The organism is Amycolatopsis sp. CB00013 (genome assembly GCF_001905755.1).
In the GTDB taxonomy this organism is placed as follows: domain Bacteria; phylum Actinomycetota; class Actinomycetes; order Mycobacteriales; family Pseudonocardiaceae; genus Amycolatopsis; species Amycolatopsis japonica.
The window spans coordinates 625649-646440 of the sequence record NZ_LIWC01000001.1 but is presented as its reverse complement, the minus strand read 5'-3'; the positions used below and the strand labels follow the sequence as shown (position 1 = coordinate 646440).

General features: G+C 68.0%; 20 protein-coding genes and 1 tRNA gene. 9 read left to right on the top strand and 12 right to left on the bottom strand.

Annotation, left to right across the window (positions count from 1 at the left end):
- Positions 1-5: 5 nt before the first annotated feature.
- Together AMK34_RS02825 and AMK34_RS02820 are read right to left on the bottom strand one after the other, a co-directional pair.
- Positions 6-914 (bottom strand): CU044_5270 family protein, encoded by a 909-nt coding sequence (locus AMK34_RS02825; RefSeq protein WP_073842722.1) that lies wholly within the window; start codon positions 912-914, stop codon positions 6-8.
- On the bottom strand, positions 907-1509 hold the full coding sequence (locus tag AMK34_RS02820; RefSeq protein ID WP_038514205.1) for an RNA polymerase sigma factor: 603 nt from the start codon (positions 1507-1509) through the stop codon (positions 907-909). Before AMK34_RS02820 ends, AMK34_RS02825 begins: the two co-directional genes overlap by 8 nt.
- Positions 1510-1729: 220 nt before the next feature.
- Between AMK34_RS02820 and AMK34_RS02815 the strand changes: the two genes are divergently transcribed.
- Positions 1730-3946, top strand: a complete 2217-nt coding sequence (locus AMK34_RS02815) for a glycosyl hydrolase family 18 protein (RefSeq protein ID WP_073842721.1) — start codon at positions 1730-1732, stop codon at positions 3944-3946.
- Positions 3947-3982: 36 nt separating this feature from the next.
- Here AMK34_RS02815 and AMK34_RS02810 read toward each other — a convergent pair whose 3' ends face one another.
- Positions 3983-4690 carry an SDR family NAD(P)-dependent oxidoreductase gene (locus AMK34_RS02810; protein ID WP_038514210.1) on the bottom strand — a complete coding sequence of 236 codons (708 nt, stop codon included), beginning with the start codon at positions 4688-4690 and terminating at the stop codon, positions 3983-3985.
- 42 nt (positions 4691-4732) lie between these two features.
- Between AMK34_RS02810 and AMK34_RS02805 the strand changes: the two genes are divergently transcribed.
- The 3 genes from AMK34_RS02805 (at position 4733) to AMK34_RS02795 (ending at position 7264) form a co-directional block, all read left to right on the top strand.
- The gene (locus AMK34_RS02805; RefSeq protein ID WP_073844530.1) at positions 4733-5749 is read left to right on the top strand and encodes a lactonase family protein; all 1017 of its coding nucleotides are present in this window, start codon (positions 4733-4735) and stop codon (positions 5747-5749) included.
- Positions 5750-5881: 132 nt separating this feature from the next.
- Complete coding sequence (locus AMK34_RS02800; protein WP_073842720.1) at positions 5882-7051, top strand: alginate lyase family protein; 1170 nt, start codon at positions 5882-5884, stop codon at positions 7049-7051.
- A gap of 139 nt (positions 7052-7190) precedes the next feature.
- Positions 7191-7264 (top strand) — tRNA-Pro (locus tag AMK34_RS02795).
- A gap of 112 nt (positions 7265-7376) precedes the next feature.
- Here AMK34_RS02795 and AMK34_RS02790 read toward each other — a convergent pair.
- The 6 genes from AMK34_RS02790 to AMK34_RS02770 all read right to left on the bottom strand — a co-directional run bounded on the left by AMK34_RS02790 (position 7377) and on the right by AMK34_RS02770 (position 12104).
- Complete coding sequence (locus AMK34_RS02790) at positions 7377-7646, bottom strand: hypothetical protein (protein ID WP_241832669.1); 270 nt, start codon at positions 7644-7646, stop codon at positions 7377-7379.
- Between the two features lie 415 nt (positions 7647-8061).
- Positions 8062-9399, bottom strand: coding sequence for a hypothetical protein (locus AMK34_RS42470; protein WP_143202321.1), 1338 nt, complete (start codon positions 9397-9399; stop codon positions 8062-8064).
- A gap of 386 nt (positions 9400-9785) precedes the next feature.
- On the bottom strand, positions 9786-10193 hold the full coding sequence (locus tag AMK34_RS02785) for a DUF3224 domain-containing protein (protein WP_073842718.1): 408 nt from the start codon (positions 10191-10193) through the stop codon (positions 9786-9788).
- A complete protein-coding gene (locus AMK34_RS02780) occupies positions 10190-11080 on the bottom strand; it encodes a Vgb family protein (RefSeq protein WP_073842716.1) in 891 nt (296 codons plus the stop codon). Before AMK34_RS02780 ends, AMK34_RS02785 begins: the two co-directional genes overlap by 4 nt.
- Positions 11077-11733 (bottom strand): CatB-related O-acetyltransferase, encoded by a 657-nt coding sequence (locus tag AMK34_RS02775; RefSeq protein ID WP_083649723.1) that lies wholly within the window; start codon positions 11731-11733, stop codon positions 11077-11079. Before AMK34_RS02775 ends, AMK34_RS02780 begins: the two co-directional genes overlap by 4 nt.
- The gene (locus tag AMK34_RS02770; RefSeq protein ID WP_073842714.1) at positions 11730-12104 is read right to left on the bottom strand and encodes a nuclear transport factor 2 family protein; all 375 of its coding nucleotides are present in this window, start codon (positions 12102-12104) and stop codon (positions 11730-11732) included. Before AMK34_RS02770 ends, AMK34_RS02775 begins: the two co-directional genes overlap by 4 nt.
- Before the next feature lie 107 nt (positions 12105-12211).
- Here AMK34_RS02770 and AMK34_RS02765 point away from each other — a divergent pair, with 107 nt between their 5' ends.
- The 4 genes from AMK34_RS02765 (at position 12212) to AMK34_RS02750 (ending at position 17837) form a co-directional block, all read left to right on the top strand.
- The gene (locus AMK34_RS02765) at positions 12212-14893 is read left to right on the top strand and encodes an ATP-binding protein (protein ID WP_073842712.1); all 2682 of its coding nucleotides are present in this window, start codon (positions 12212-12214) and stop codon (positions 14891-14893) included.
- A gap of 63 nt (positions 14894-14956) precedes the next feature.
- The gene (locus AMK34_RS02760; RefSeq protein ID WP_073842710.1) at positions 14957-16348 is read left to right on the top strand and encodes an FAD-dependent monooxygenase; all 1392 of its coding nucleotides are present in this window, start codon (positions 14957-14959) and stop codon (positions 16346-16348) included.
- 24 nt (positions 16349-16372) lie between these two features.
- Positions 16373-17239, top strand: a complete 867-nt coding sequence (locus AMK34_RS02755) for an alpha/beta fold hydrolase (RefSeq protein WP_073842708.1) — start codon at positions 16373-16375, stop codon at positions 17237-17239.
- Positions 17240-17279: 40 nt separating this feature from the next.
- The gene (locus AMK34_RS02750) at positions 17280-17837 is read left to right on the top strand and encodes a PadR family transcriptional regulator (RefSeq protein ID WP_073842706.1); all 558 of its coding nucleotides are present in this window, start codon (positions 17280-17282) and stop codon (positions 17835-17837) included.
- 48 nt (positions 17838-17885) lie between these two features.
- Here AMK34_RS02750 and AMK34_RS02745 read toward each other — a convergent pair whose 3' ends face one another.
- From AMK34_RS02745 to AMK34_RS02735, 3 genes are all read right to left on the bottom strand, one after another.
- Positions 17886-19034, bottom strand: coding sequence for a family 43 glycosylhydrolase (locus tag AMK34_RS02745; RefSeq protein WP_083649721.1), 1149 nt, complete (start codon positions 19032-19034; stop codon positions 17886-17888).
- Positions 19031-19834 carry an endonuclease/exonuclease/phosphatase family protein gene (locus AMK34_RS02740; protein ID WP_073842702.1) on the bottom strand — a complete coding sequence of 268 codons (804 nt, stop codon included), beginning with the start codon at positions 19832-19834 and terminating at the stop codon, positions 19031-19033. Before AMK34_RS02740 ends, AMK34_RS02745 begins: the two co-directional genes overlap by 4 nt.
- Positions 19835-19938: 104 nt before the next feature.
- Positions 19939-20292, bottom strand: a complete 354-nt coding sequence (locus AMK34_RS02735; protein ID WP_073842701.1) for a VOC family protein — start codon at positions 20290-20292, stop codon at positions 19939-19941.
- Between the two features lie 94 nt (positions 20293-20386).
- On the opposite strand from AMK34_RS02735, the gene AMK34_RS02730 reads away from it, so the two are divergent.
- A complete protein-coding gene (locus tag AMK34_RS02730) occupies positions 20387-20782 on the top strand; it encodes a hypothetical protein (protein WP_241832668.1) in 396 nt (131 codons plus the stop codon).
- Positions 20783-20792 lie beyond the last annotated feature (10 nt).

The window sequence follows — 20792 nt, the reverse complement described above, 5'->3', positions numbered from 1 at the left end:
TCGGCCTAGGGGCGTTGTCCGGCTTCGTCCACCACGCCGGACCCGGTGACCGCGGTCGAATTCGTGCCCAGATAAAGGAAGGTGTCGGCGGCGAAGACGATCACCACCGGTTTCGCCACCTTCGGGTCGTCATGCGGTCCGAGCGGCCACGTGATGCCGACACCGGGCCTGCCCGCCGCGTCCTCGGTGTGGTCGACGGCGCGCAGCCCGGGCACCTTGGCGGCCGCGCCGAACAGGGCGGCCCGGACCGCGGGCGGGAGGAGGTTCTCGTTCGCCAGCGCGAGGATGTCCTTGCCCATCGCGTTGTAGTCACCGGTCTCACCGCTGTGATGGGCGTTGAGGTAGGCGAACATCGCCTCGGCGTCGGCGGGGAGGTCCGTCCGGTAGGCGGGTGACGGCGTGCAGGGCTCCGTGACGCCCTTGAGCGGCTGGTCACCCTTGTAGACCTGCCCCCGCCCGTCCCGGCAGCCCGGGAGCGGGAAGAGCGAGCCGTCGGCCATCTTGATCCGCCCGTCACGGGTGCCGTCGGCCGACAGCCACGCCTCCCGTTCGCCGTCGGGCTGCTTCGTCTTCGTGTAGACGAACTGGTCCGGTTTCGGCCGAGTGTCCGGCGCCTTCAGCGCGGCCGCGGCGGCGTTGCGGAGTACGACGACGGGGTCCGCGACGGCCGCGGTCGGCTCCAGGCCGACCTTCTCGACCGGTGCCAGCGCGACGACGGCGGTGATCGCCGCGGCGAGTCCGACCGCGCCGGCGCCGGTCCGGACCCAGCGCCGCCGGTTGTTCAGCGGCGCCACGTTTTCCGTTCCGGCGCAGGCGATTTCGGCCATCAATCGCGCGCGTGCCGAGCCGAGGGCGCCGGATTCCGCGAGGGGCACCGATCCGGTCCGCTCGGCGATCAGCTGCAGCTCATCCATGGGTGGAGATCTCCTTCGCAATCGTGGTGTCCGGGCGCCCGAGCGCCTCGCGGACCTTCCGGCGGGCACGGTTGAGCCGCGAGCGGACGGTGCCGAGCGGGATGTCGAGCGCAGCGGCGATCTCCTCGTAGCTCAGGCCTTCCCCGGCGAACAACGTGAGCGTGTCGCGGTCGCCGTCGGCCAGTTCCGCGAGCGCGGAGTCCAGCAGTTTTCCCATCGCCTCGGCGGTCACCTGATCGGCGACGCGTTCGGCATGCCCCTCTTCGTCGGGTGGCGGGCCGAGGGCTTCCCGCAGTTTCAGCTCCCTGACCTCGTCTCGGCGCCGCTGCGCGACCAGGTTGGTCGCGATGCCGTAGAGCCACGGCCGGGCGTCGCGGCGCTCGGTGTCGTATCCCGCGCGTTTGCGGAAGGCGATCAGGAACGTCTCCCCCAGCGCGTCTTCCGCGGCCGCGGGCCCGATACGTCTGACCAGGTAGCGGTGGATGTGCGCGGCGTGCCGGTCGAAGATCGCGGAGAACCGGTCCGGGCTGGTCACCGACCTCGCGATCACTTCCGCGTCCTCCGGATCGCCCGGATCCGCCTCGGATGAGCTCATGGACCGCCTTTCGCCGTTCGTCGGTGTCACTTGTTGTCCGCATCCGGCGCCGAACGGGTTCACGACCGACGAATCGGTCTAGACCTTTTATGCGTGCCGCGCTACATTCATCTGTGGTCTAGACCACACGCGCCATTTTCCGAGCAGGTCAGTCTCGCCGCCTCTTTTGGAGAGAACCGCCATGAGACGCACCAGAAGAAGACTACTCAGCGCACTCACCGTGACACTCCTCGCCGCCGGGCTCCTCGTGGCCGCAGGTAATCCGGCGTTGGCGGCGGGCCGCCTCCGCGCCGCCTTCACCTTGGCCGGAACCACCGGTGAGTACACCGTCACCAACCCCAGCAGCGAAACCGTCGCCGACTGGTCCATCACCTTCACCGTGCCCGCCGGCGTGACCGCCACGAGCGGCTCGCACGCCACGGTTTCCCAGTCGGGCAACCAGGTCACCCTCACCCCGGCGTTCTACATCAAGTCGCTCGCGCCGGGCCGTTCGACCTATCCCTACAGCCCGTCGTTCCAGCTCAGTTCCGCGGTCAACCCGACCACGTGCCGGATCGACGACGCCAACTGTGACGGCTCGGGCGACGCGCCGCCGTCGACCCCGGCCAACCTGCGTCTCGTGGCGAAGACGACCACGACCGCCGCGCTGGCGTGGAACGCCGCGGCCCCCGGCTCGCTGCCCGTCGTCGGCTACGACGTCTACCAAGGCACCACGCTGGCGGCGTCGGTCACCGGCACCGAAGCGAGGATCACCGGGCTGACGCCGAACACGGCCTACAGCTTCACCGTCGTCGCCAAAGACCGCAAGGACGCCAAATCCCCGCCCACCCCGGCGCTGGCGGTGACCACCAACAACCCGAGCGACGACACCCAGGCGCCGACCGTGCCGTCGAACCTTCGCTCGACCGCGGTCACCTCGGGCTCCATCTCGCTGGCGTGGAACGCGTCCACGGACAACACCGGCGTCGTCTCCTACGACGTCTACCGCGGCACGACCCTCGCCACCACCGTCACCGGCACGACCGCGACGGTGACCGGGCTTTCACCGTCCACTTCGTACTCTTTCACGGTCAAAGCCCGTGACGGGTACGACAACGTCTCCGCGGCGAGCGCGGCCGTCAGCGCTCGCACCGGCGACATCGTGAACGGGTACGCCCGGGTCGGCTACTTCGTCCAGTGGGGCATCTACGGCCGCCAGTTCTTCGTCAAGAACCTGGTGACCAACGGCTCGGCCGCGAAGCTGACCCATCTGCTGTACGCCTTCGGGAACATCGACCCCGTCAACCACACCTGTCTTTCGGGCGTCACCAAGGGAACGACGTCCAATCCGCAGGACCCGAACCAGGGCGACGGCGCGGGCGACGCGGAAGCCGACTACTCGCGGCCGATGTCCGCGTCCCAGTCCGTCGACGGGGTCGGCGACACCGGCTGGGAGACGCTGCGCGGCAACTTCAACCAGCTGAAGAAGCTCAAGGCCAAGTACCCCAACCTGAAGGTGCTCATCTCCTTGGGTGGCTGGACCTACTCGAAGTACTTCTCCGACGTCGCGGCCACGCCCGCGTCGCGGCAGAAGTTCGTCGCGTCGTGCATCGACACGTACCTGAAGGGGAACGTGAAGGCGTACGGCGGCGCCGGCGGTCCAGGCACGGCCGCGGGCATCTTCGACGGCATCGACATCGACTGGGAGTGGCCCGGCAGCCCCGACGGGCACCCCGGGAACCACTGGAGCGCCAACGACAAGACGAACCTGACCGCGCTGCTGGCCGAGTTCCGCACGCAGATGGACGCCTACGGCGCGACCACCGGCAAGCGGTACGAACTGCAGGCGTTCACTCCCGCCGACCCGGCGAAGGTGAAGGGCGGCTGGGAGATCCCGAAGATCTTCGACTACCTCGACGTCGCGAACGTGCAGGGCTACGACTTCCACGGCTCGGGCAGCGACAACTCGTGGGAGCCGAACCGCACCGGCCATCAGGGGAACCTCTACGCCGACGCGGACGATCCGTACAACTTCAAGTTCAGTGTGGAATCGGCGATCAACGCCTACACCGAAGCCGGTGCCAATCCACGGAAACTGACCCTCGGGCTCGCCTTCTACGGGAGAGGCTGGCAAGGGGTCGCGGAAGGCGGGAAGAAGGGCGAATGGCAGAGCGCGACCGGAGCCGCGCCCGGCCAGTTCGCCGAGGAAGCAGGTACTCGTGGCTACGCGAATCTCTTGGCCAGTGTCCCCAACTGCGCCGTCCAGCACGACACCGCGGCCGTGGCCACGTCGTGCTACACCGGCAACGGCGGGCAATGGTGGACCTTCGACGACGCCTGGTCCATCCAGCAGAAGGTCGCCTGGCTCAAGACGCGAGGGCTGCTCGGGGTCATGGCCTGGGAGATGTCCGGTGACACCGGATCCCTCATGACCACAGTGGACAACTCGCTGAAGTGACGCCTCCCCCGGGGTGCCGGTCACCGGCACCCCGGGCTAGACCGAATCCTTGGTCGCGGACCAGCCGCCGTCGACCACCAGTTGCGTCCCCGTGACGTACGAGGCCGCGGACGAGGCGAGGAACGCGATCACCTCGGCCACCTCGGCGGGATCCCCGAGTCTCCCCGCCGGGGTGGCCTTGACCGCGCGGGCGTGATCGGCCTCGGCCACCGCGTCCCAGATCGGCGTGAGGATCGGGCCGGGCAGGACGGAGTTCACGCGGACGTCGGGCGCGTACTCCACGGCCAGCTGACGGCCGAGCGCCACCAAAGCCCCCTTGCTCGCGGCATAGGCGGGCCGCCCGGGCAGGCCGACCATGGCGTGCACCGAGGACACGAGGACGATCGAGCCCCGCCGCTCCCGCAACGACGGCAGGCAGGCCTTGGCGCCGAGATACGCGCCCGCCAGATTGACGTCCAGCTGACGGTCCCAGTCCTTCCTGCCGAGTTCGTGCAGCGGCGCCATCACCGCGGTGAACGCGTTGCTGACCAGCACGTCAACCCCGCCGCACGTCTCCTCCGCCAGCTCGACGGCCCGGCGCCACGTGTCTTCATCGGAAACGTCGCCGACGACGCTGTGCCGGATCCCGGGCTGCTCGGTGATGTCGATGCCGACAACGGTGTGGCCGGCTTCGGCCAGCCGGGCGACGGTCGCCGCGCCGATACCGGACGCCGCTCCCGAAACGATCGCGCAGGATGTGGTCAAAAGGGATTCACCTCCACCTCGGCTTGCTGCACAGTGTGCCTCGTGACTTCTGCGAACGACGACCGGACTCTGCTCATCGTCGGCTCCTACACCGCCGCGAGCGACGGCCGCGGCGAAGGCATCGGCACGTTCCGGCGCGACGCGCGGACCGGGGAGCTGACCCCGGTGGGCTCTCTCGCCCTGGATTCGCCGAGCTGGCTGACCCCGCATCCCACACTTCCGGTGCTCTACGCGGTGAACGAGACGGCCGAGGGCGCGATCACCGCCGTGTCGGTCGCCGAAGACGGGACGCTGTCGGCCTTGAACTCGCTGCCGACCGGCGGGGCGGATCCGTGCCATCTGTCGGTCACGCCGGACGGCCGGTTCCTGCTGTGCGCCAACTACAGCGGTGGCAGCCTGGCCGCGTTCGCGCTGGGCCCGGACGGGGTGCCCACCGTGCGGACGGCGCTGGTCCGGCACGAAGGCAGCGGCCCGAACGCCGAACGGCAGGAAGCCGCGCACGTCCACATGGCCGTCGTCGACGAAACGGGCACGCTGGTCAGCGCGGTCGACCTGGGCACCGACGAGATCCGGAGCTATCGCCTCGGCGAGGAAGGCGAACTGATCCCCGTGTCGGTGTCGACGCTGCCCGCCGGGACCGGCCCGCGGCAACTGGTCCGGCGTCCGGGCACGAGTCACGCGTACGTCGTCGGCGAACTGGCCGCGTCGCTCGTGACGGTGCGCGAAGAGCCGCCGGGCACGTTCGCCGTGGAGAACTCCGTTCCGGCGACGCTCGAACCGGGCGGCGAGAACCTCCCGGCGCAGCTCGTCCTGCACGGCGACCGGCTGTTCCTGTCGAACCGTGGCCCCGAGAAGATCACGGAATTCACTTCCGACGGTGTGGCCGTGGCCGACCACGGCACCGGCGAATGGCCCCGGCACTTCTCCATCGTCGGCGAGCACGTTTATATCGCCGCGCAGAGCAGTGACGCGATCCAGGTCCACGAACGCGCGACCTGGCGCCTGATCGGCACTTATCCGATCGGCAGCCCGGCCTTCGTCGGCCTTTGGCCGCATTGATTCGTTCAGCCCGCTGAACGGGCGGGCTTTCTTTCTTTTCGAGGCGAATAAAGGTCTTGACGCAACTGGTTCAGACCATGACACTGAACGCACGCCGCCGGTGACCTGGCTCACACCCGCCCGAGGAGAACCATGTCCCTACCGAGGAAACTGCTCGCCCTGGCCACGCTCGTCCCGTTGGCGCTAGGCCTTTTCAGCGCTCCCACCCAGGCCGCGCCCGCCACCTTCACCCATCCCGGCGTGCTGGTCAGCCGCCCGCAACTGGACTTCGTCCGCGCCAAGGTCCAGGCCGGCGCGCAACCGTGGAAACAGGCCTACGACGCGATGATGTCGAGTTCGTACGCCTCGTTGTCCCGGTCACCGAAACCACGCGCCATCGTCGAATGCGGTTCCTATTCGAATCCGAACATCGGCTGTACCGATGAACGGCAAGACGCGATCGCCGCGTATTCTCTTTCATTGGCGTGGTACATCACGCGCGACGCGAAATACGCGACCAAGGCGATCGAGATCATGGACGCTTGGTCCGCGGTACTGAAGGATCACACGAACAGCAACGCTCCCCTGCAGTCGGCCTGGTCGGCCTCCTCCTGGCCGCGCGCCGCGGAGATCATCAAGCACACCTACACGAGCTGGCCGAACTCCGGCCGCTTCGGCACCATGCTCCGGAACGTGTACCTGCCCGAGGTGATCAACGGCAGTCACAGCAACGGGAACTGGGAACTCAGCATGACCGAGGCCGCGATCGGCATCGCCGTGTTCCTCGACGACAAGACGGTCTACGACAAGGCCGTCGCGAAATTCCGCACCCGCGTCCCCGCCTATCTCTACCTGACCAGCGACGGCGCGCTCCCGAAGACCGCGCCCGGCAGCGGGCTGGACACGCGCGACAAGATCGTGAAGTACTGGCAAGGCCAGACGACGTTCGTCAACGGCCTCTCCCAGGAGACCTGCCGGGACTTCACGCACACCGGCTACGGCCTCGCCGCCATCGCGGACTTCGCCGAGACCACCCGTATCCAGGGCCAGGACCTCTACCCCGAGATCGCCGACCGCCTCCGCGAAGGCCTCGGCTTCCACGCGAAGTACCAGATGGGCGCCGCGGTCCCGTCGTGGCTGTGCGGCGGCAGCCTGAAGCTCGGTCTCGGCCCGATCACCGAAGTCGGGTACAACCACCTCCACACCCGCCTCGGGCACACCATGAGCAACACGGAGGCCCTCACCCTGCGCCAGCGCCCGGCGGGTACCAACAGTCTGTTCGTCGCCTGGCAGACCCTCACACACGCCGGCAACCCTCAGTGACCCCGTGGGGGCCGCCCGAATGCGGCAGGGCGGCCCTCACGGACCGTTTTCCCAGCTCAGACACACAGTGACCCCTGGTTGCAAGCCCCGGTTCGGGACCCGCTAAAGTACTCACATCGCACTCCACGGAGCGCGGGTCCGGGCTGTGGCGCAGTTTGGTAGCGCACTTGACTGGGGGTCAAGGGGTCGCAGGTTCGAATCCTGTCAGCCCGACCGGAAGACGAAAGGCCCGTGAGCAGCATAACCGCTGCTCACGGGCCTTCTCCGTGCGCAGGCAATGTCAAGCCGGTGATCCTCCTTGGGGACCATCTGGGGACACGCCTGACTACGATTCCCGGACGCGGCGGCCCACGATGGTGTCCATCGCAGTGGCGGCCTCGACCATGACCGGCCGGATCTGGTGCCGACAGACCCGTTCGGTGACCGCAGTCCCGATGTGTCCGCAGAGACGCGCGATGTCCTCGATCGACACCTTTGCGTCCGGGAGCAACCACATGAAGCTGTCCCACATCTCCTGCGGTGTCCACTCGCCTGACTCAAGGCCAGCCCCGTTGACCACCCGCCGGAACATGCGCAGCACGTCGCGGCGGGCCAACTGTGTCACCATTTCGGACGCGAACACAAGACCGAGGTCCGCCCGCTCTTCCCGCCTGTGCGATGTCTTGCCTCTGCTTGCATCCCGACGCCGGACTGGCGGATGCGATACTGCCGGAGCGCGAGGACGCAGCGGAGCGACACCGCCAAGCCCCGTCACGACCTTCTAGTCTTTGCGTCGCAGCCACAGGCCGCACGGACTGCCAGACACAAATAGAGGCGTTGACGTCGAGGTCGGCTTGGTCCCACGTTAGCGCCCGCATCTCTTCCGCTCTCGCACCCGACCAGCGGCGATAGCACGATGTATACGTGCGGCGAGGAATTCTCGGCCGCTTCAGTTCCGCTCCTGCCTGCTCCCGCGGACATACAAGATCTTGAACCTTCGGAGCAGCCATTACCAAATTCAACTAATACAGCTACTCAGGAAGACTTGAGACATCAGTGATCAAAACCTCGTTTCGCATATCATTTAGCAGCTCCCCCATTAACGGCCACTGCGCACCCCAAGAATAAGTAATTTCACCACTGTCTAACATTTTTCGAGCAAGCTCTTTAGCGTGCGTGACCTCGCCGAGAAGAACATGCTTTGCAAGAATGAACTTGTCACTCAACGAGCCTACCCGCCATAATTCAACCTCAGACTTGATTGATTCCGCACCATACAGCGCACGCCGCGCGGTCCACAGATCAACCTGAAGCCTTAAACGCACGTCATCGTTACATAGTTGCCCTACAAGCACCTCGGCGATTTTCTCAACAGCCGGATATTGACGACCAATCAAAAGGGCAGAGATTCGTTTTTCGAAATAGTGCTCGTCTTTCTCAAATTCAACCGGCGGAGTTAGCCGACGTCGCACCTTATATGTTAACAACACTCCCACCGCCGTAAGCGACTCAATCGCATCATAGAGATACTCGTAGCTTACAACGACCTTGTCACCCAACTCCGGCATTGGGTCCGCGTCGGATACACTATTCAGGTACTGCTTGTTCACGATTCCATCCGCATGAACCAATAAGTGTCGACGCTGAAATATTTCCTGCAACGCTGCCGGATTAGCACACAAGTCGCCCAAATTTACCTTCAGGCGCTTATCAAGCCACGCAAACCAATCCTTTAAGCCACCCCTCATAATTTCAGTCGCATGTCGCTCAATATAGTGGTCGCGAAAGTCATCGATAGTTTTGTAGTCTTGCAACTCTGACCACGTTATCTTAGGCTCATCTTGCTTCAGCGCATCCGGACGAAGACGGAAGAACGCCCGAACAATTGCTCCCACCAAGACTTCGAAGCTGCCGACACACATAGTCAAAAGGGAAGCCGCCAAAAGATTAGACCTGGGATAGGTGTTCGTTAAGGCAGAAACTACCAAAGGCATCAAGAACGAGCCATCAATATCGGCGCCTGCGACCGTCTTAAACTTCCCTCCCATATCATTAGTTAGACGCTTTACCTCCTCTTGAAATTCTCTTCTCTTTTCTTTGGAATTCGCGTCAGTAGAGGTATTGTTTGTCGATTCAAGGAGTTTCACGACATCCCCAAGATAGTCATCAAAGATCCCGCGCGCCTTCTTGACCGTTTCCGGACTAATTTCAACTAGGCCGGAAAGTTTTTTTGCAATAAATGAATTTAGATCATCAAGATGTTCTGCATGACTCTCTGAGAAATAGGCCAACTCGCGCAAGGACTCGACCGTATCTAGATAATTAGTCAAACCGCGCCGCAAGGTGTCATCGTCCTGCTTAGTGGCCATCGGCGCTCCCATCTCGATCTTAGTTTGCTCACTAAGTCGATCCGCCACGAGCTACCGTTACAGGCGAGTTCGAACCTCACTGCAGTTCCGACCAAGGCCAAGAGAAGCCAGTCTCCGACCAAGCTCTCTTGCCTCAAGAATTGGCCGGACATGCCCACACATGTACGGACGTCAGCACGCATTGCCAGTCAGGCCGCAGACGTCGCCGAATACGCGTCTACAACTGCCTGGACACCTGGGAGCAAGGCGTCGCAAGCTCGAAGCCTTTCGGCTCGACCGGACGACTAAGCAGGTCTCCGCAGCTCAGAGCTGCGGAGATCCGTTTCCTGCGGCCAGAGGGATCGCCCAGATCGGAAAGGCTGGCGCACCACAGAGCGCCGTCGCTCTTAGCCGTACTCCGCCCCCACCCCGGCACCGAACGAGACCTCCAGCGTCAGCACCCCGTGCCGCGCTTCAACCGCCCGCCCGGACAACCCGGCCAGCTCCCCCGTACCGGATTTCGGGACCACCGCGCCGAAAGTGCTCTGTTCGTCCCCGGCCGCCAGTCCGCCGTGCTGGATCACGAACGAGCCCGGCCTGCCGTCGAGGGTGCCTTCGATGCGTTCGGACGCGACGTACCCGGCGCCGCCCTCTCCCTGTGCGGTGAGCACCTCGGCGACCCCGGTTCCGGCCACTGCTCCGCGGTAGGTCTTGCGGATCACGATCCGGGTCAGCTTCGGGCCCTCCGGCGGCTCGGCGTAGGGCTTCTCGTCCCAGCTGTCGATCTCGAACTCCGCGTCGATCGTGGTGCTCATCGAACCTCTCCTTCATCGTCGATTCGGGCAAGTGCCCCAAGTTCCAACGCCGTCCACACTGCTCGGTCCGGGCCGAACGCGAGGCCGTGCGGTTCGGAACCCGGTGTGGGCAGGTCGTGTGTCTCGATGACACCGTCCGGGGTGATCGAGCCGACCCGGTTGCCACCCCATTCGGTGAACCACAACTCGTTGTCGCCGCCGGCGATGGCGTGCGGCCGCGCGGAACGGTCGGGTAGCGGGAATTCGGTCACGTCCCCGTGGACGGTGATCCGGCCGATCTGCCCGGCGGTGATCTCGGTGAACCACAGGGCCCCGTCGGGACCGGCGGCGATTCCGACCGGTCCGGCGGCCTGGGCCGGCAGCCGGTGCACGGTGATCTCTCCGCCGGTGGTGATCCGGCCGATGGCGTCGGCTTGGTTCATCGTGAACCACAGCGCGCCGTCCGGTCCCGCGACGATCGCCGACGGGAACGTTCCGGTGCCCGGCAGCGCGAACTCCGTGACGTCACCGGACATCGTGATCCGGCCGATCCGGTCGGCGGCGATCTCGGTGAACCACAGCGCTCCGTCGGGGCCTGCGGCGAGTCCGTAGGGGCCGCATTCCGGCGTGGGCAAGGGAAACTCGCTGATCGCACCGGCCGTGGTGATACGCCCGATACGGTGCGCCTGGTACTCGGTGAACCACAACGCGCCGTCCGGGCCTGCCGCGATCACTGTCGGGCCGCTGTCCGGAGCGAGCGGCCAGTTCTCCGGCGATCCTCCCGGAACCAGCCGCCCGATGTGTCCACTTCGGACCAACGTGTACCAGAGGGCGCCGTCCGGTCCGAGGGCGATCGCGTACGGGCCTTCGCCGGGGACGGGGAATTCTTCGATGCCGATGCGGCTCATTCGGCAGCCGCCAATCCGTGCTCGGCGGCGATACGGAGAATTTCGGCCGGGTCGCCGGCCATGATCGTCCGGACGTGCTCGGTGACCAGGTCCACCGGCCAGTCCCACCAGGCCGCGCGGCGCAGCGCGGAAACCTCGGCGTCGCCGAACCGCTGCCGGATCGGCCGGGCCGGATTGCCGCCGACGATGGTGTACGGCGGCACGTCCGCGGTCACCACCGCGCCCGCCGCCACGATGGCCCCGTCGCCGATGGTCACCCCTGGCATGACGGTGGCCTGGTGGCCGATCCAGACATCGTTGCCGACCACCGTGTCGCCCCGGCTCGGCATGCCGGTGACGAGGTCGAGCGTCTTCTCCGTCCAGTCGCCGCCGAACATGGTGAACGGGAAGGTGGACGGCCCCAAAGTCGGGTGGTCGGCACCGGCCATCAGGAACCGGGTACCGCTGGCGAGCGCGCAGTACTTGCCGATGACCAGTCGTTCCGGCCCGTAGCCGTAGAGGACGTTGCGCTGCTCGAACTCCGTCGCTCCGTCCGGATCGTCGAAATAGGTGTAGTCGCCGACCACGATCTTCGGCGAGCGGATCAGCGGTTTCAGGAAGATCACCCGCTCGTGCGCGGGCAGCGGGTGAAGCGTCGTCGGATCAGGGTTCACTTGTCGGCTCCAGTTGTGGGGACAGGGTCGAGGAAGCCGTAGCCGCGGCTCAGCCGGGACCGCCCGGCGACCAGCACGGTGCTGCCGATGATCACGGCCGGACCACCGTCCGGGCCGAGCTCCCAGGTCAGCCGCGCCACGTCGTGGTGGGCGTCGACGGGGCCCGCCGCCCGATAACGCAGACCGGGGAACCGTCGTTGCGCGGTCGCCATCGCCTCGTCGATGCCCGCGTGGCCTTCCGCGACCACGATCGGGTCGACGTAACGGGCGTCGAGCGTCCACAGTTCGGCCACGAGCGCGCGACGCCGGACCGGATCGGTTTCGTTCCAGCTCGCCAGATACCGCCGGGCCAGCTCATCCATGCCAGACATGGCCACCTCCTTCACCGAGGACGCTAGGGCTTCGCCGGGCCTGCGGAATCTGTCACAACCCGGCAGTCTCGCGGCGGTTTCCCTCGCGCATTAAGTACTGTCGCGACGTGTTGCGCGGACGGGAGGACGAGACATCGGTCGTCGACCGGCTACTGGCCGACTGCCGGGCCGGGCGCAGCGGCAGCCTGCTCCTCACCGGCGAACCCGGGATCGGCAAGACCGCACTGCTGGAGTACGCCGCCGCGCAAGCCGGGGACCTGCGGATCCTCCGTGGAACCGGGATCGAGTCCGAAGCCCATCTCCCGTTCGCCGGCCTGCATCTCGTACTGCGCGCCGCGCTGGACCGGGCCGACGCGCTCCCGGCGCCGCAAGCACGGGCCCTGCGCGGGGCGTTCGGTCTCGCGGCGGCCGAACCGGGCGACCGGATGCTCGTCGGCCTCGCCGTTCTCTCGCTCCTCGCCGAGTTCGCCGACGGCGGATCGGTGCTGTGCCTGGTGGACGACGCGCAATGGCTGGACCGAGCCTCCGCCGAAGCGCTGCTGTTCGCCGCCCGGAGGCTGGACGCCGAAGGCATCGCGCTGATCATCGCCGCCCGTGACGGCTTTCTCGCGCCCGGAGTGGCCACGTTGCCGCTGTCCGGGCTCACCGCACTCGCCGCCGCCGAGCTGCTGGCCGATCACGCCACGCCACTGTCCCCCGCGGACCGGTATCGGGTCCTGGCCGAAGCGCAAGGCAATCCGCTCGCCCTCCTCGAACTACCCGCCGCCTTCGCCGCCGGTCGTCCCGCCGCCGGAGAGGCTCTGCCGCTCCCGGACACCGTCCAAGCGGCGTTCCTCGACCAGGTCCGGCTGCTGCCGGAACCGACCCGGCGGCTGGTGCTCGTCGCCGCCGCCGAGGACACCGGCGATCGCGGCGTAGTCCTGCGCGCCGCGACCGCTCTCGGCTGCCGGCCCGCGGATCTCGTCCCCGCCGAAACCGCGGGGCTACTTCAAGTCGACAACCGCAGTATTCGCTTCCGTCATCCGCTCGTCCGGTCCGCGGTCTACCAAGCGGCACCGGTCAGCCTGCGCTTCGTCGTGCACACGGCGCTGGCGGAAGCGCTCGACCAGCCCGCCGACGCCGACCGTCGCGCCTGGCACCACGCGGTCGTCGCCGACGGCCCGGACGAGCAGGTCGCCGGGGAACTGGAGAGCACCGCCCTGCGCGCCGCCGCCCGCAGCGGTTACGCGGCCGCTTCGGCGGCGTACCAACGCGCCGCGGAACTGACAGGGCCCGGTCCGGACTCCGCGCGACGGCTGGTTCTCGCCGCCGAAGCCGCGGCCGAAGAAGGCGATCTCGACCGCATGGAGGCCCTCGCCGGTGCGCTGGTCTCCGCCGATCCCGCCCTGACCGTCCGCGCCGACCGGGTCCGCGCGACCGCGGCGTTCCATCGTGGCGCCCTCACCACCGCGCGGCGCCTGCTCACCGAAGCCGCCCCGTCCGCCGAACCGGAAACCGCCGTCCACCTGCTGCTCGACGCGGTACACGCGGCCTGGTACCTCGGCGAACGCGAGATCGCGGACACCGTCGAGCGGCTGGACTCGGCGGCGCCCGCCGCCCCCGAACCGATCGCCCACGTCGCCGGGCTGCTGTCCGAAGTCGCCCGTGCCGCGATCGGCCTCCCGCTGCGGCGTCCGCTCGCCGACCGGATCGCCGACGCGCGCCGCACCGGCTTCGGCGGTCCGCACGACACGATCCTGGTCGGTGCCACCAGCCTGCAATCGGCAGGGCACGACGCCGAAGCGCATCAGGTCGCCGACGAACTGCTCGCCCAATGCCGGAAGAACGGACAGCTCGGGCGCACCCCGCCGGTGCTGCTCTGCGCGGCCCGAGCCGCGGTCTTCTTCGGCCGTCATGCCGAGGCGGGCGACCAGGCGGCCGAAGCGCTGCAGCTGGCGCGAGAGCTCGGCCATCGGCAATGGATCGCCGAGGCCAACGGCGTGCTGGCCTACCTGGCCGCGGCGGCCGGCGACGAGGACCGCTGCCACGCCTACGCCGACGAGGCCCTCGCCACGCCGGAACCCGGGACCCCGGCACCGGGCCTGTCGTGGGCGCACTGGGCGTTGGCGCTGCTCGATCTCGGGCTCGCCCGCTGGGAATCCGCGCTCACCCGGCTCACCGCCCTGCGCACCGGTCCGATGCGCCACCAGTTGCCCGGTCTGCGCGGTGTCCCGGATCTGGTCGAGGCCGCGGCCCGTCTCGGCCAGCCGGATCTGGCCGCCGAACCGGTCGAGCGGCTCGTGGGCTGGGCGGCTCGCGCGGACCAGCCGTGGATCTCCGCCCACGTGCACCGGTGCCGCGCCCTGCTCGCCCCCGATTCCGCCGCGGCGGAACTGTACGAGGAGGCCTTGCGCGGCCATCCCGGCGACCGGCCGTTCGAACGCGCGCGAACCGCGTTGCTATACGGGGAATGGCTCCGCCGCATGCGTCGCAAGTCCGCGGCGCGGACTCACCTGCGTGAGGCCTTCGAAACCTTCCGGCGGCTCGACGCCGTCCCCTGGGCCGAACGCGCCCGCGCCGAACTCGACGCGACCGGTGAAGTCGTGGCGGAACCCGTGGCGGGCGCGCTCGCGGCACTCACCCCGCAGGAACGGAAGATCGTCCGGCTCGCGGCGCGCGGACTGTCCAATCGGGACATCGCGGCACAACTGTTCCTCAGCGCCCGGACAGTGGGATATCACTTGTACAAGGCGTTTCCCAAGCTCGGCATCACCTCGCGCACCGAACTCCCGACGCTGGAGCTCGACTGAGCGGTCATCACGGCCTCGCCGCCGGCCATTGACCTCCGCTATTCAACAAGTTATATATGACTCATGTCATACCTTCGGCGGGACCGGGCGCTGGTGCTCGGGGCGGGGGTCGCCGGTCTCGTGGCTGCACGGATCCTGTCCGAGCACTACGACGAGGTGGTCGTGGTCGAGCGTGACGAACTCCCGGACCGGCCGGAGCATCGGCGCTTCGTCCCGCAGTCGCATCACGCGCACGGCCTGCTGGGCTCCGGCCGCCGGGTTCTGGTCGGGCTGTTCCCCGGTCTGTCCGCGGAGCTGGCCGCCCGTGGCGCGCTCACCCCCGGGTCCGGCGACCCCGCGATGGGCGATCGTTCGCTCTTCCTCGTCCGCGGCGGGACGACCATCCGGATACCCGCCTGGTGGAGCGGTGGCTTCGGCGCGAGCCGGGTCCTGATCGAGCACGCGATCCGCGACCACGTCCGGGCCTTGGCGAACGTGACGATCCTGGACCGGACACCCGCCACCGGGCTGACGACCGACGGGGCCCGCCGACGGGTCACCGGTGTCCGGACACCCGACGAGGATCTGGGCGCCGACCTGGTCGTCGACGCCTCGGGCCGCGGCTCACCGCTGCCGGAGTGGCTCGAACGGATCGGGTACCGGCCTCCGCCGGAATCGATCGTCCACTCCGACGTCCGCTATGTCAGCGTCGTCACCGAACCCGATCCGTCCTTCGATCCCGAGTGGCTGGCCATCCTGGGCGGCCAGGCCGAATCCGGCTCCTCCGTCGGCGGTGTCGTCCTGCGTATCGAGCACGGCCTGCTGCACATCTCGTTCGGATCGATCGCCCGCGACGAACCCGTGCCGTCGGATCTCGCCGGGTTGCGGGACTTCGCCGATCGCTTCACCGCGCCGGTGGTGGCCGAGGCACTTCGCCGGTCGGCACCGGCAGGCCCGATCCGCGCCTTCCGCGTCCGCAGCAACACCCGGCGCCACTACGACCGGGCTCGCGAACTGCCCGGCGGCGTCATCGCGCTCGGCGACGCCGCCAGCGCGGCCAACCCCATCTACGGCCAGGGAATGAGCGTGGCGGCGCTGTCCGCGGCCGCACTCGGCCGGGCGCTCGCCGCCGGGGACGACGCAGGGCTGGAAAGGCGGGCGGCACGGGCCATCGCCGCCACCTCCGCCGAAGCCTGGCGCCTCGCGCTCGGAGAGGACATCCGCTACGGATGCCGCACCGAAGGAGTCCGGTCGCCCTGGACGGCCAGATTCGGCGAGGGCTATCGCAACCGCCTGGAACGAGCGGCGGCGCTGGATCCCGAAGTGGCGGCGGCCTTCAACGACGTGCTCAATCTCCACCGGCCGTTGTCGTCGCTCGGCTCCCCGCGGATCGTCCGGCGGGTGCTGAGGCCGTTGCGCGACCGCGATCCCGGTCCCCTGTCCGCGACCGTCGCCGCCGTCCTCGGCGCCGGTTGAACCCGTCCGACGAGGAGCCCGCCCATGTTCCGGCCACAGTTCGTCGACGTCGACGACGTCTTGCTCCACGTCGAGACCGACGGCCCCGACGGCGGCCCTGCCGCACTGTTCCTCCACGGCTGGCCCGATCTGTGGTTCACCTTCGAGCCGCAGATGACCGCGCTCGCCGAGCAGGGCTACCGGGTACTCGCGCCGGACCAGCGCGGCTACGGCCTGTCGTCCAAGCCCGCCACCGTCGCCGACTACGAGATGCCCGAACTGGTCGAGGACATCGTCCTGCTCATCGAGCGGCAAGACGCGGCGCCGGTGCATCTGGTCGGGCACGACTGGGGCGGGGCCGTCGCCTGGGCGGTGGCGATCGAACGACCGGATCTGGTCCGCTCGCTGACCATCGTCAACTGCCCCCACCCGCAGGTGTTCGCCGATTCGTTGCGACGCAAGCCTTCCCAGCTGCTGCGGAGCTGGTACATGGTGGCGTTCCAAATCCCCGGACTCGCCGAGGCGATCCTCGGCGCCCGCAAAGGCGCGCTGCTGGCGGCGATGCTCGAACACGGCGCCCACCTCGACGACGCCGACCTCGACCGGCACCGCGCCGTCTGGCGCCATCCCGGCACGATCCAACGCCCGCTCTTCTGGTACCGCGCGATGTTCCGGTCGATGCTGACGTCGTTTCGCGCCAAGGATCCCGCGACGGTGCGCGTGCCGACGCAGATCATCTGGGGCCGCCGTGACGGCGCGCTCGGCAAGCATCTCGCCGAACCCAGTGCGGCGCGGTGCGAGCAGGCCGAGCTGCACTGGCTCGACACCAGGCATTGGCCGCACCGCGAACAGCCCCGGCACGTCACCGAACTCCTCTCCGCCTGGTTCGCACGGCACGCCGAGCGGGTCTGACCGATTGCTATCCTCCGGGTTTCCCGCCGAGAGGAGCCCGATGCTCAGATTCGCCCTGCTGGGCTTCCTGCTCCGGCAACCGATGACCGGCTACGACCTGGCCACCGCGATCCGCTCCAGCATCCACTTCGTCTGGCCCGCCCAGCTCAGCCAGATCTACCGCACGCTGAGCCAGCTCGAGGACAACGGCCTGGTCGTGTCCGAAGTGGAGCCACAGCAGAGCAGGCCGGACCGCCGCGTGTACACGATCACCGACGCCGGGCGGGCGGCGTTCGATTCCTGGCAGAGCGAACTGGTCACCGAACTCGACCCCGTCCGCGTGCCCTTCATGGTCCGCTTCTTCTTCGCCGGCTCCCGTTCGCCGGAAGACACCGTGACCCAGCTCCGGGTCATGCGCGACCTCCACGTGAAGGACCACGAGCGGCTCGCCGTCGAAATGCCGCAACAGATCGCCGCGGCCACCGCCCTCCCCGGCGGCAACGAACTCGACCCGCTCGTCTGGGACTCGGTCCGCCGAGCCGGCGAGATGATGGCGCAGACCTGGGTCGCCTGGATCGACGAAACCATCGAGCGGCTGCAGGACGCCGCCCGCGACTGAGCGACGAAGCGGGTCTCCGCGGACACGGAGACCCGCTTCCTCACAGACTCACCAGCTCACGCTGAACTCGGCCGTGGCCCCGCTGCCGGTTTTCGTCAATCGGCCGATCCGGCTCCGCCGTTCCGGAGAAGGATCCTCCTGCGGCAACGGGCTCGCGTCGGTGATGTAGTTCCACGAAGCCCACCACGATCCGTCGGGTGCCTGGAAAGCGTTGAACGCGCCAGGGCCTCGTTTGTTGCCCGGCAGGTTCTTCTTGCGGAACTTGTCCGGCAGTCCCGGCCGGAACCGCGGCTCTCCCTCCGGGTCGGGCTCGTAGGAGAAGTACGCGCGCTGCTCGGCCATCGGGGTGCACCGGTTGTCCGTCAGCGCGGTTCCGCAGTAGGCGACGCCCGTGGAGTACCGGTTCGCGTACCAGTTGTTCCCCGAGTAGAAGAGGTACCAGTCCCCGTCGATACGGACGGCGTTGGGATTCTCGATCGTGAGGACGTCGTCGGACGGGCTGTTGTGGTGCGTCCACTCGAGGTTCGCGTTGTCGATGAGCTTCTTCGCGTCGGCTTCCGGTATCCGCCGCACGTGGCGGGACCGGTCGAAGTCCAGTTTGGCCGCACCGAGGGCGGTGACGCGGTCTTGCGTCCAGGCGCCGTTGCGCAGGGTCAGCCAGACCTCGCCCTGTCCCCTGCTCACGTCGGCGTCGATCGCCCACCCGCGATCCGGGCAGAACAGCGGATCCGCGTTGGCGACGAACCCGCCCGTGGCCCGCAACGAGGTCGCGTAGCCGATACAGTGTTTGGCCTGCCCGGCAGGCTCGGAACCGGGCAGCGCCGCGCTGTAGAAGACGTAGTAGACGACACGGCCGTCCTCCTGATGCGCGAACAACGCCGGTGTCCACAGTGGAGAGTCCGGTCTCGCCCAATAGCCCGCGGGGAACGTGACGCCGTCCCAGGCGTCGCCGTCGACGGCGCCTCGGCGCTGGAAGGTTCCGCCGCCGAACTCGACCTTCGTGTACGGAAGCTTCTTGCCGGGGACGCTCGCACCGACCGCGACGTAGGTGTTCGTCTCCGGAATCCGCATCAGATCCGCCGCCGGGAAGCGGAAGTCCAGCGACTCGTCGCGTGGCCCGGTTTCGGCGGTGGCGCTCGGCCCGGCCGTCAGGAGGCTGACGCCGCACAGGACGGCGATCAGGGCACGCCGCATCATCGGGTCACCGTCACGCGGGCACGCACCGGCCGGTGGTCGCTCCCGTAGCCGCCGAGGGCGTCCACAGCGGACCCGGTCGAGTCCTTTTTCGCCCACACGTGGTCGATGGACCTGCCGTCGTGGCTCGGCGCGCTGTAGGAGTCGGCCACGCGCCGCAGCCCGGTCATCAGATCCGAACCCGGCTCGGCGTTGAAGTCCCCCATGACGATCGGCTCGGCCGCCCGCGAGGAGAACCAGTCCGCGGTGTTGCGGACCTGCAGGTTGTGCAGTTCGCGGTTGAGCTCGAACCGTTGCGCGGACGGGGTCAGGTGCACGACGCCGACGACCCACTCGAAGCCCGCGCCTCCCACCCGCACCCAGTTGACGTACTTGGGCGGCACCCAGCAGCCGCAGTCACCGGGTTCGGCGGGGCCGGTACCGGGCGTGGACGGGTCCACTTTGGACGCTGGTGAGATCTCGCCCGCGCCATGGCCGGTGATGGTCATGTTGCCGCGCACCAGGATGGCGTTGTGCTTGATCGCGCGGCGGTCGGTCTCGTAGATGGCGACATAGCCCGTCGCCGCCGCGGCCTCCCGCACGACGTCCTCGCGGTCGGCGACCTCCTGCAGTCCCAGGACGGCGGGACGTTCGGTCTCGATGAGACGGACGAGGTCGGCCTTGAGCCCGCCCGCGTCGCCCACGTTGTAGGTGACGACCTTGATCGTGCGTTCGGTCGCGGCCTCAGCGCTGGGCACCGCGACGAGCGTGGCGAGCGGTACGAGCAGGGCCAGCGCGAAAGCCTTGCGCCTCGAATGCTTCATGGAATTCCCTCCAGTGTCGATGACGGAGGGAATCGGACCATCGGCCGCCCGCCACGGGCAACGGCAAGCGCGCTGCCGTCATCTTCCGGAAAGAATTGACCCGATCACTCCGGCGACGGGTTCTCCCAGACGAAGGTGACCTTGTTGCCCGCCGGATCCACGATCTCCGTCACTTTGACGAAGCCGAAGTCCTGGACCGGGCCGCATTCCACGCCGCGCTCCGCGAGGTCGCCGACGGTCTCGTCGATGTCTTCGACGCCGATGACCACGGTGCTCTTGCCCGCGGGTCCCGGGTCGTGGGCGACCTGGATGCCCGCGCTCCCGGCGATCAGCCATTCCGCGACGCCTTCCATGGGTTCGGTGTCGGGTCGCCGCCCGATCCACCGCTCGTACCAGGCGACCGCGGCGGCATGGTCAGAGACCGGCAGAACAGCGTAGACATCCTTGAACCTCGGCACAGCACGTCGTCCTTCCACTCGGGATCGCCGACCACTGTAGGCCGTTTTGTCCGAGTTCGCGTCGGCTTTACAAGGTCGCCTTTACCCTGCTCCCGTGACCGGCGGAACGACGACAGTGAGGATGACCGCGCGGCTTTTCGCCGTGCTGGCCGTGCTCACCGCCGTCGCCCTCCTGCAGGGCGCGTTGTGCAGTGACGGCGCCGCGGCGGCCGGCTCACCCTGCGCTCCCCTCTTCGCCGCCGAAGCGACGCACGTCCCCGGCATGGCCGACGAATGCGATTCGGCGACGTCCCTGCTCAGCCCGGCTGAGCAGCCCGTTCCGGACAACCACCTCGACGACCTGACGGGAATCGGCGTGGCGCTGCTCGCCGTGCTTTTCCTCCTCGTCCGGCAGCATCGACGCCGTGAAACGGGAGTGCCGCCGACCTCACCGGCGAGGTCTTCTTCGAGCACTCCACCCCTTGTCCGACTGTGCGTTTCCCGTACCTGATCCGGCGTAG

Excerpts from the sequence above, each read along its gene's own strand:
- AMK34_RS02800 (WP_073842720.1), top strand. The coding sequence starts at position 5,882 with ATGTCCCTACCGAGGAAACTGCTCGCCCTGGCCACGCTCGTCCCGTTG.
- AMK34_RS02825 (WP_073842722.1), bottom strand. The coding sequence starts at position 914 with ATGGATGAGCTGCAGCTGATCGCCGAGCGGACCGGATCGGTGCCCCTC.
- AMK34_RS02785 (WP_073842718.1), bottom strand. The coding sequence starts at position 10,193 with ATGAGCACCACGATCGACGCGGAGTTCGAGATCGACAGCTGGGACGAG.
- AMK34_RS02780 (WP_073842716.1), bottom strand. The coding sequence starts at position 11,080 with ATGAGCCGCATCGGCATCGAAGAATTCCCCGTCCCCGGCGAAGGCCCG.
- AMK34_RS02755 (WP_073842708.1), top strand. The coding sequence starts at position 16,373 with ATGTTCCGGCCACAGTTCGTCGACGTCGACGACGTCTTGCTCCACGTC.
- AMK34_RS02760 (WP_073842710.1), top strand. The coding sequence starts at position 14,957 with ATGTCATACCTTCGGCGGGACCGGGCGCTGGTGCTCGGGGCGGGGGTC.
- AMK34_RS02740 (WP_073842702.1), bottom strand. The coding sequence starts at position 19,834 with ATGAAGCATTCGAGGCGCAAGGCTTTCGCGCTGGCCCTGCTCGTACCG.
- AMK34_RS02820 (WP_038514205.1), bottom strand. The coding sequence starts at position 1,509 with ATGAGCTCATCCGAGGCGGATCCGGGCGATCCGGAGGACGCGGAAGTG.
- AMK34_RS02770 (WP_073842714.1), bottom strand. The coding sequence starts at position 12,104 with ATGTCTGGCATGGATGAGCTGGCCCGGCGGTATCTGGCGAGCTGGAAC.
- AMK34_RS42470 (WP_143202321.1), bottom strand. The coding sequence starts at position 9,399 with ATGGCCACTAAGCAGGACGATGACACCTTGCGGCGCGGTTTGACTAAT.
- AMK34_RS02750 (WP_073842706.1), top strand. The coding sequence starts at position 17,280 with ATGCTCAGATTCGCCCTGCTGGGCTTCCTGCTCCGGCAACCGATGACC.
- AMK34_RS02745 (WP_083649721.1), bottom strand. The coding sequence starts at position 19,034 with ATGATGCGGCGTGCCCTGATCGCCGTCCTGTGCGGCGTCAGCCTCCTG.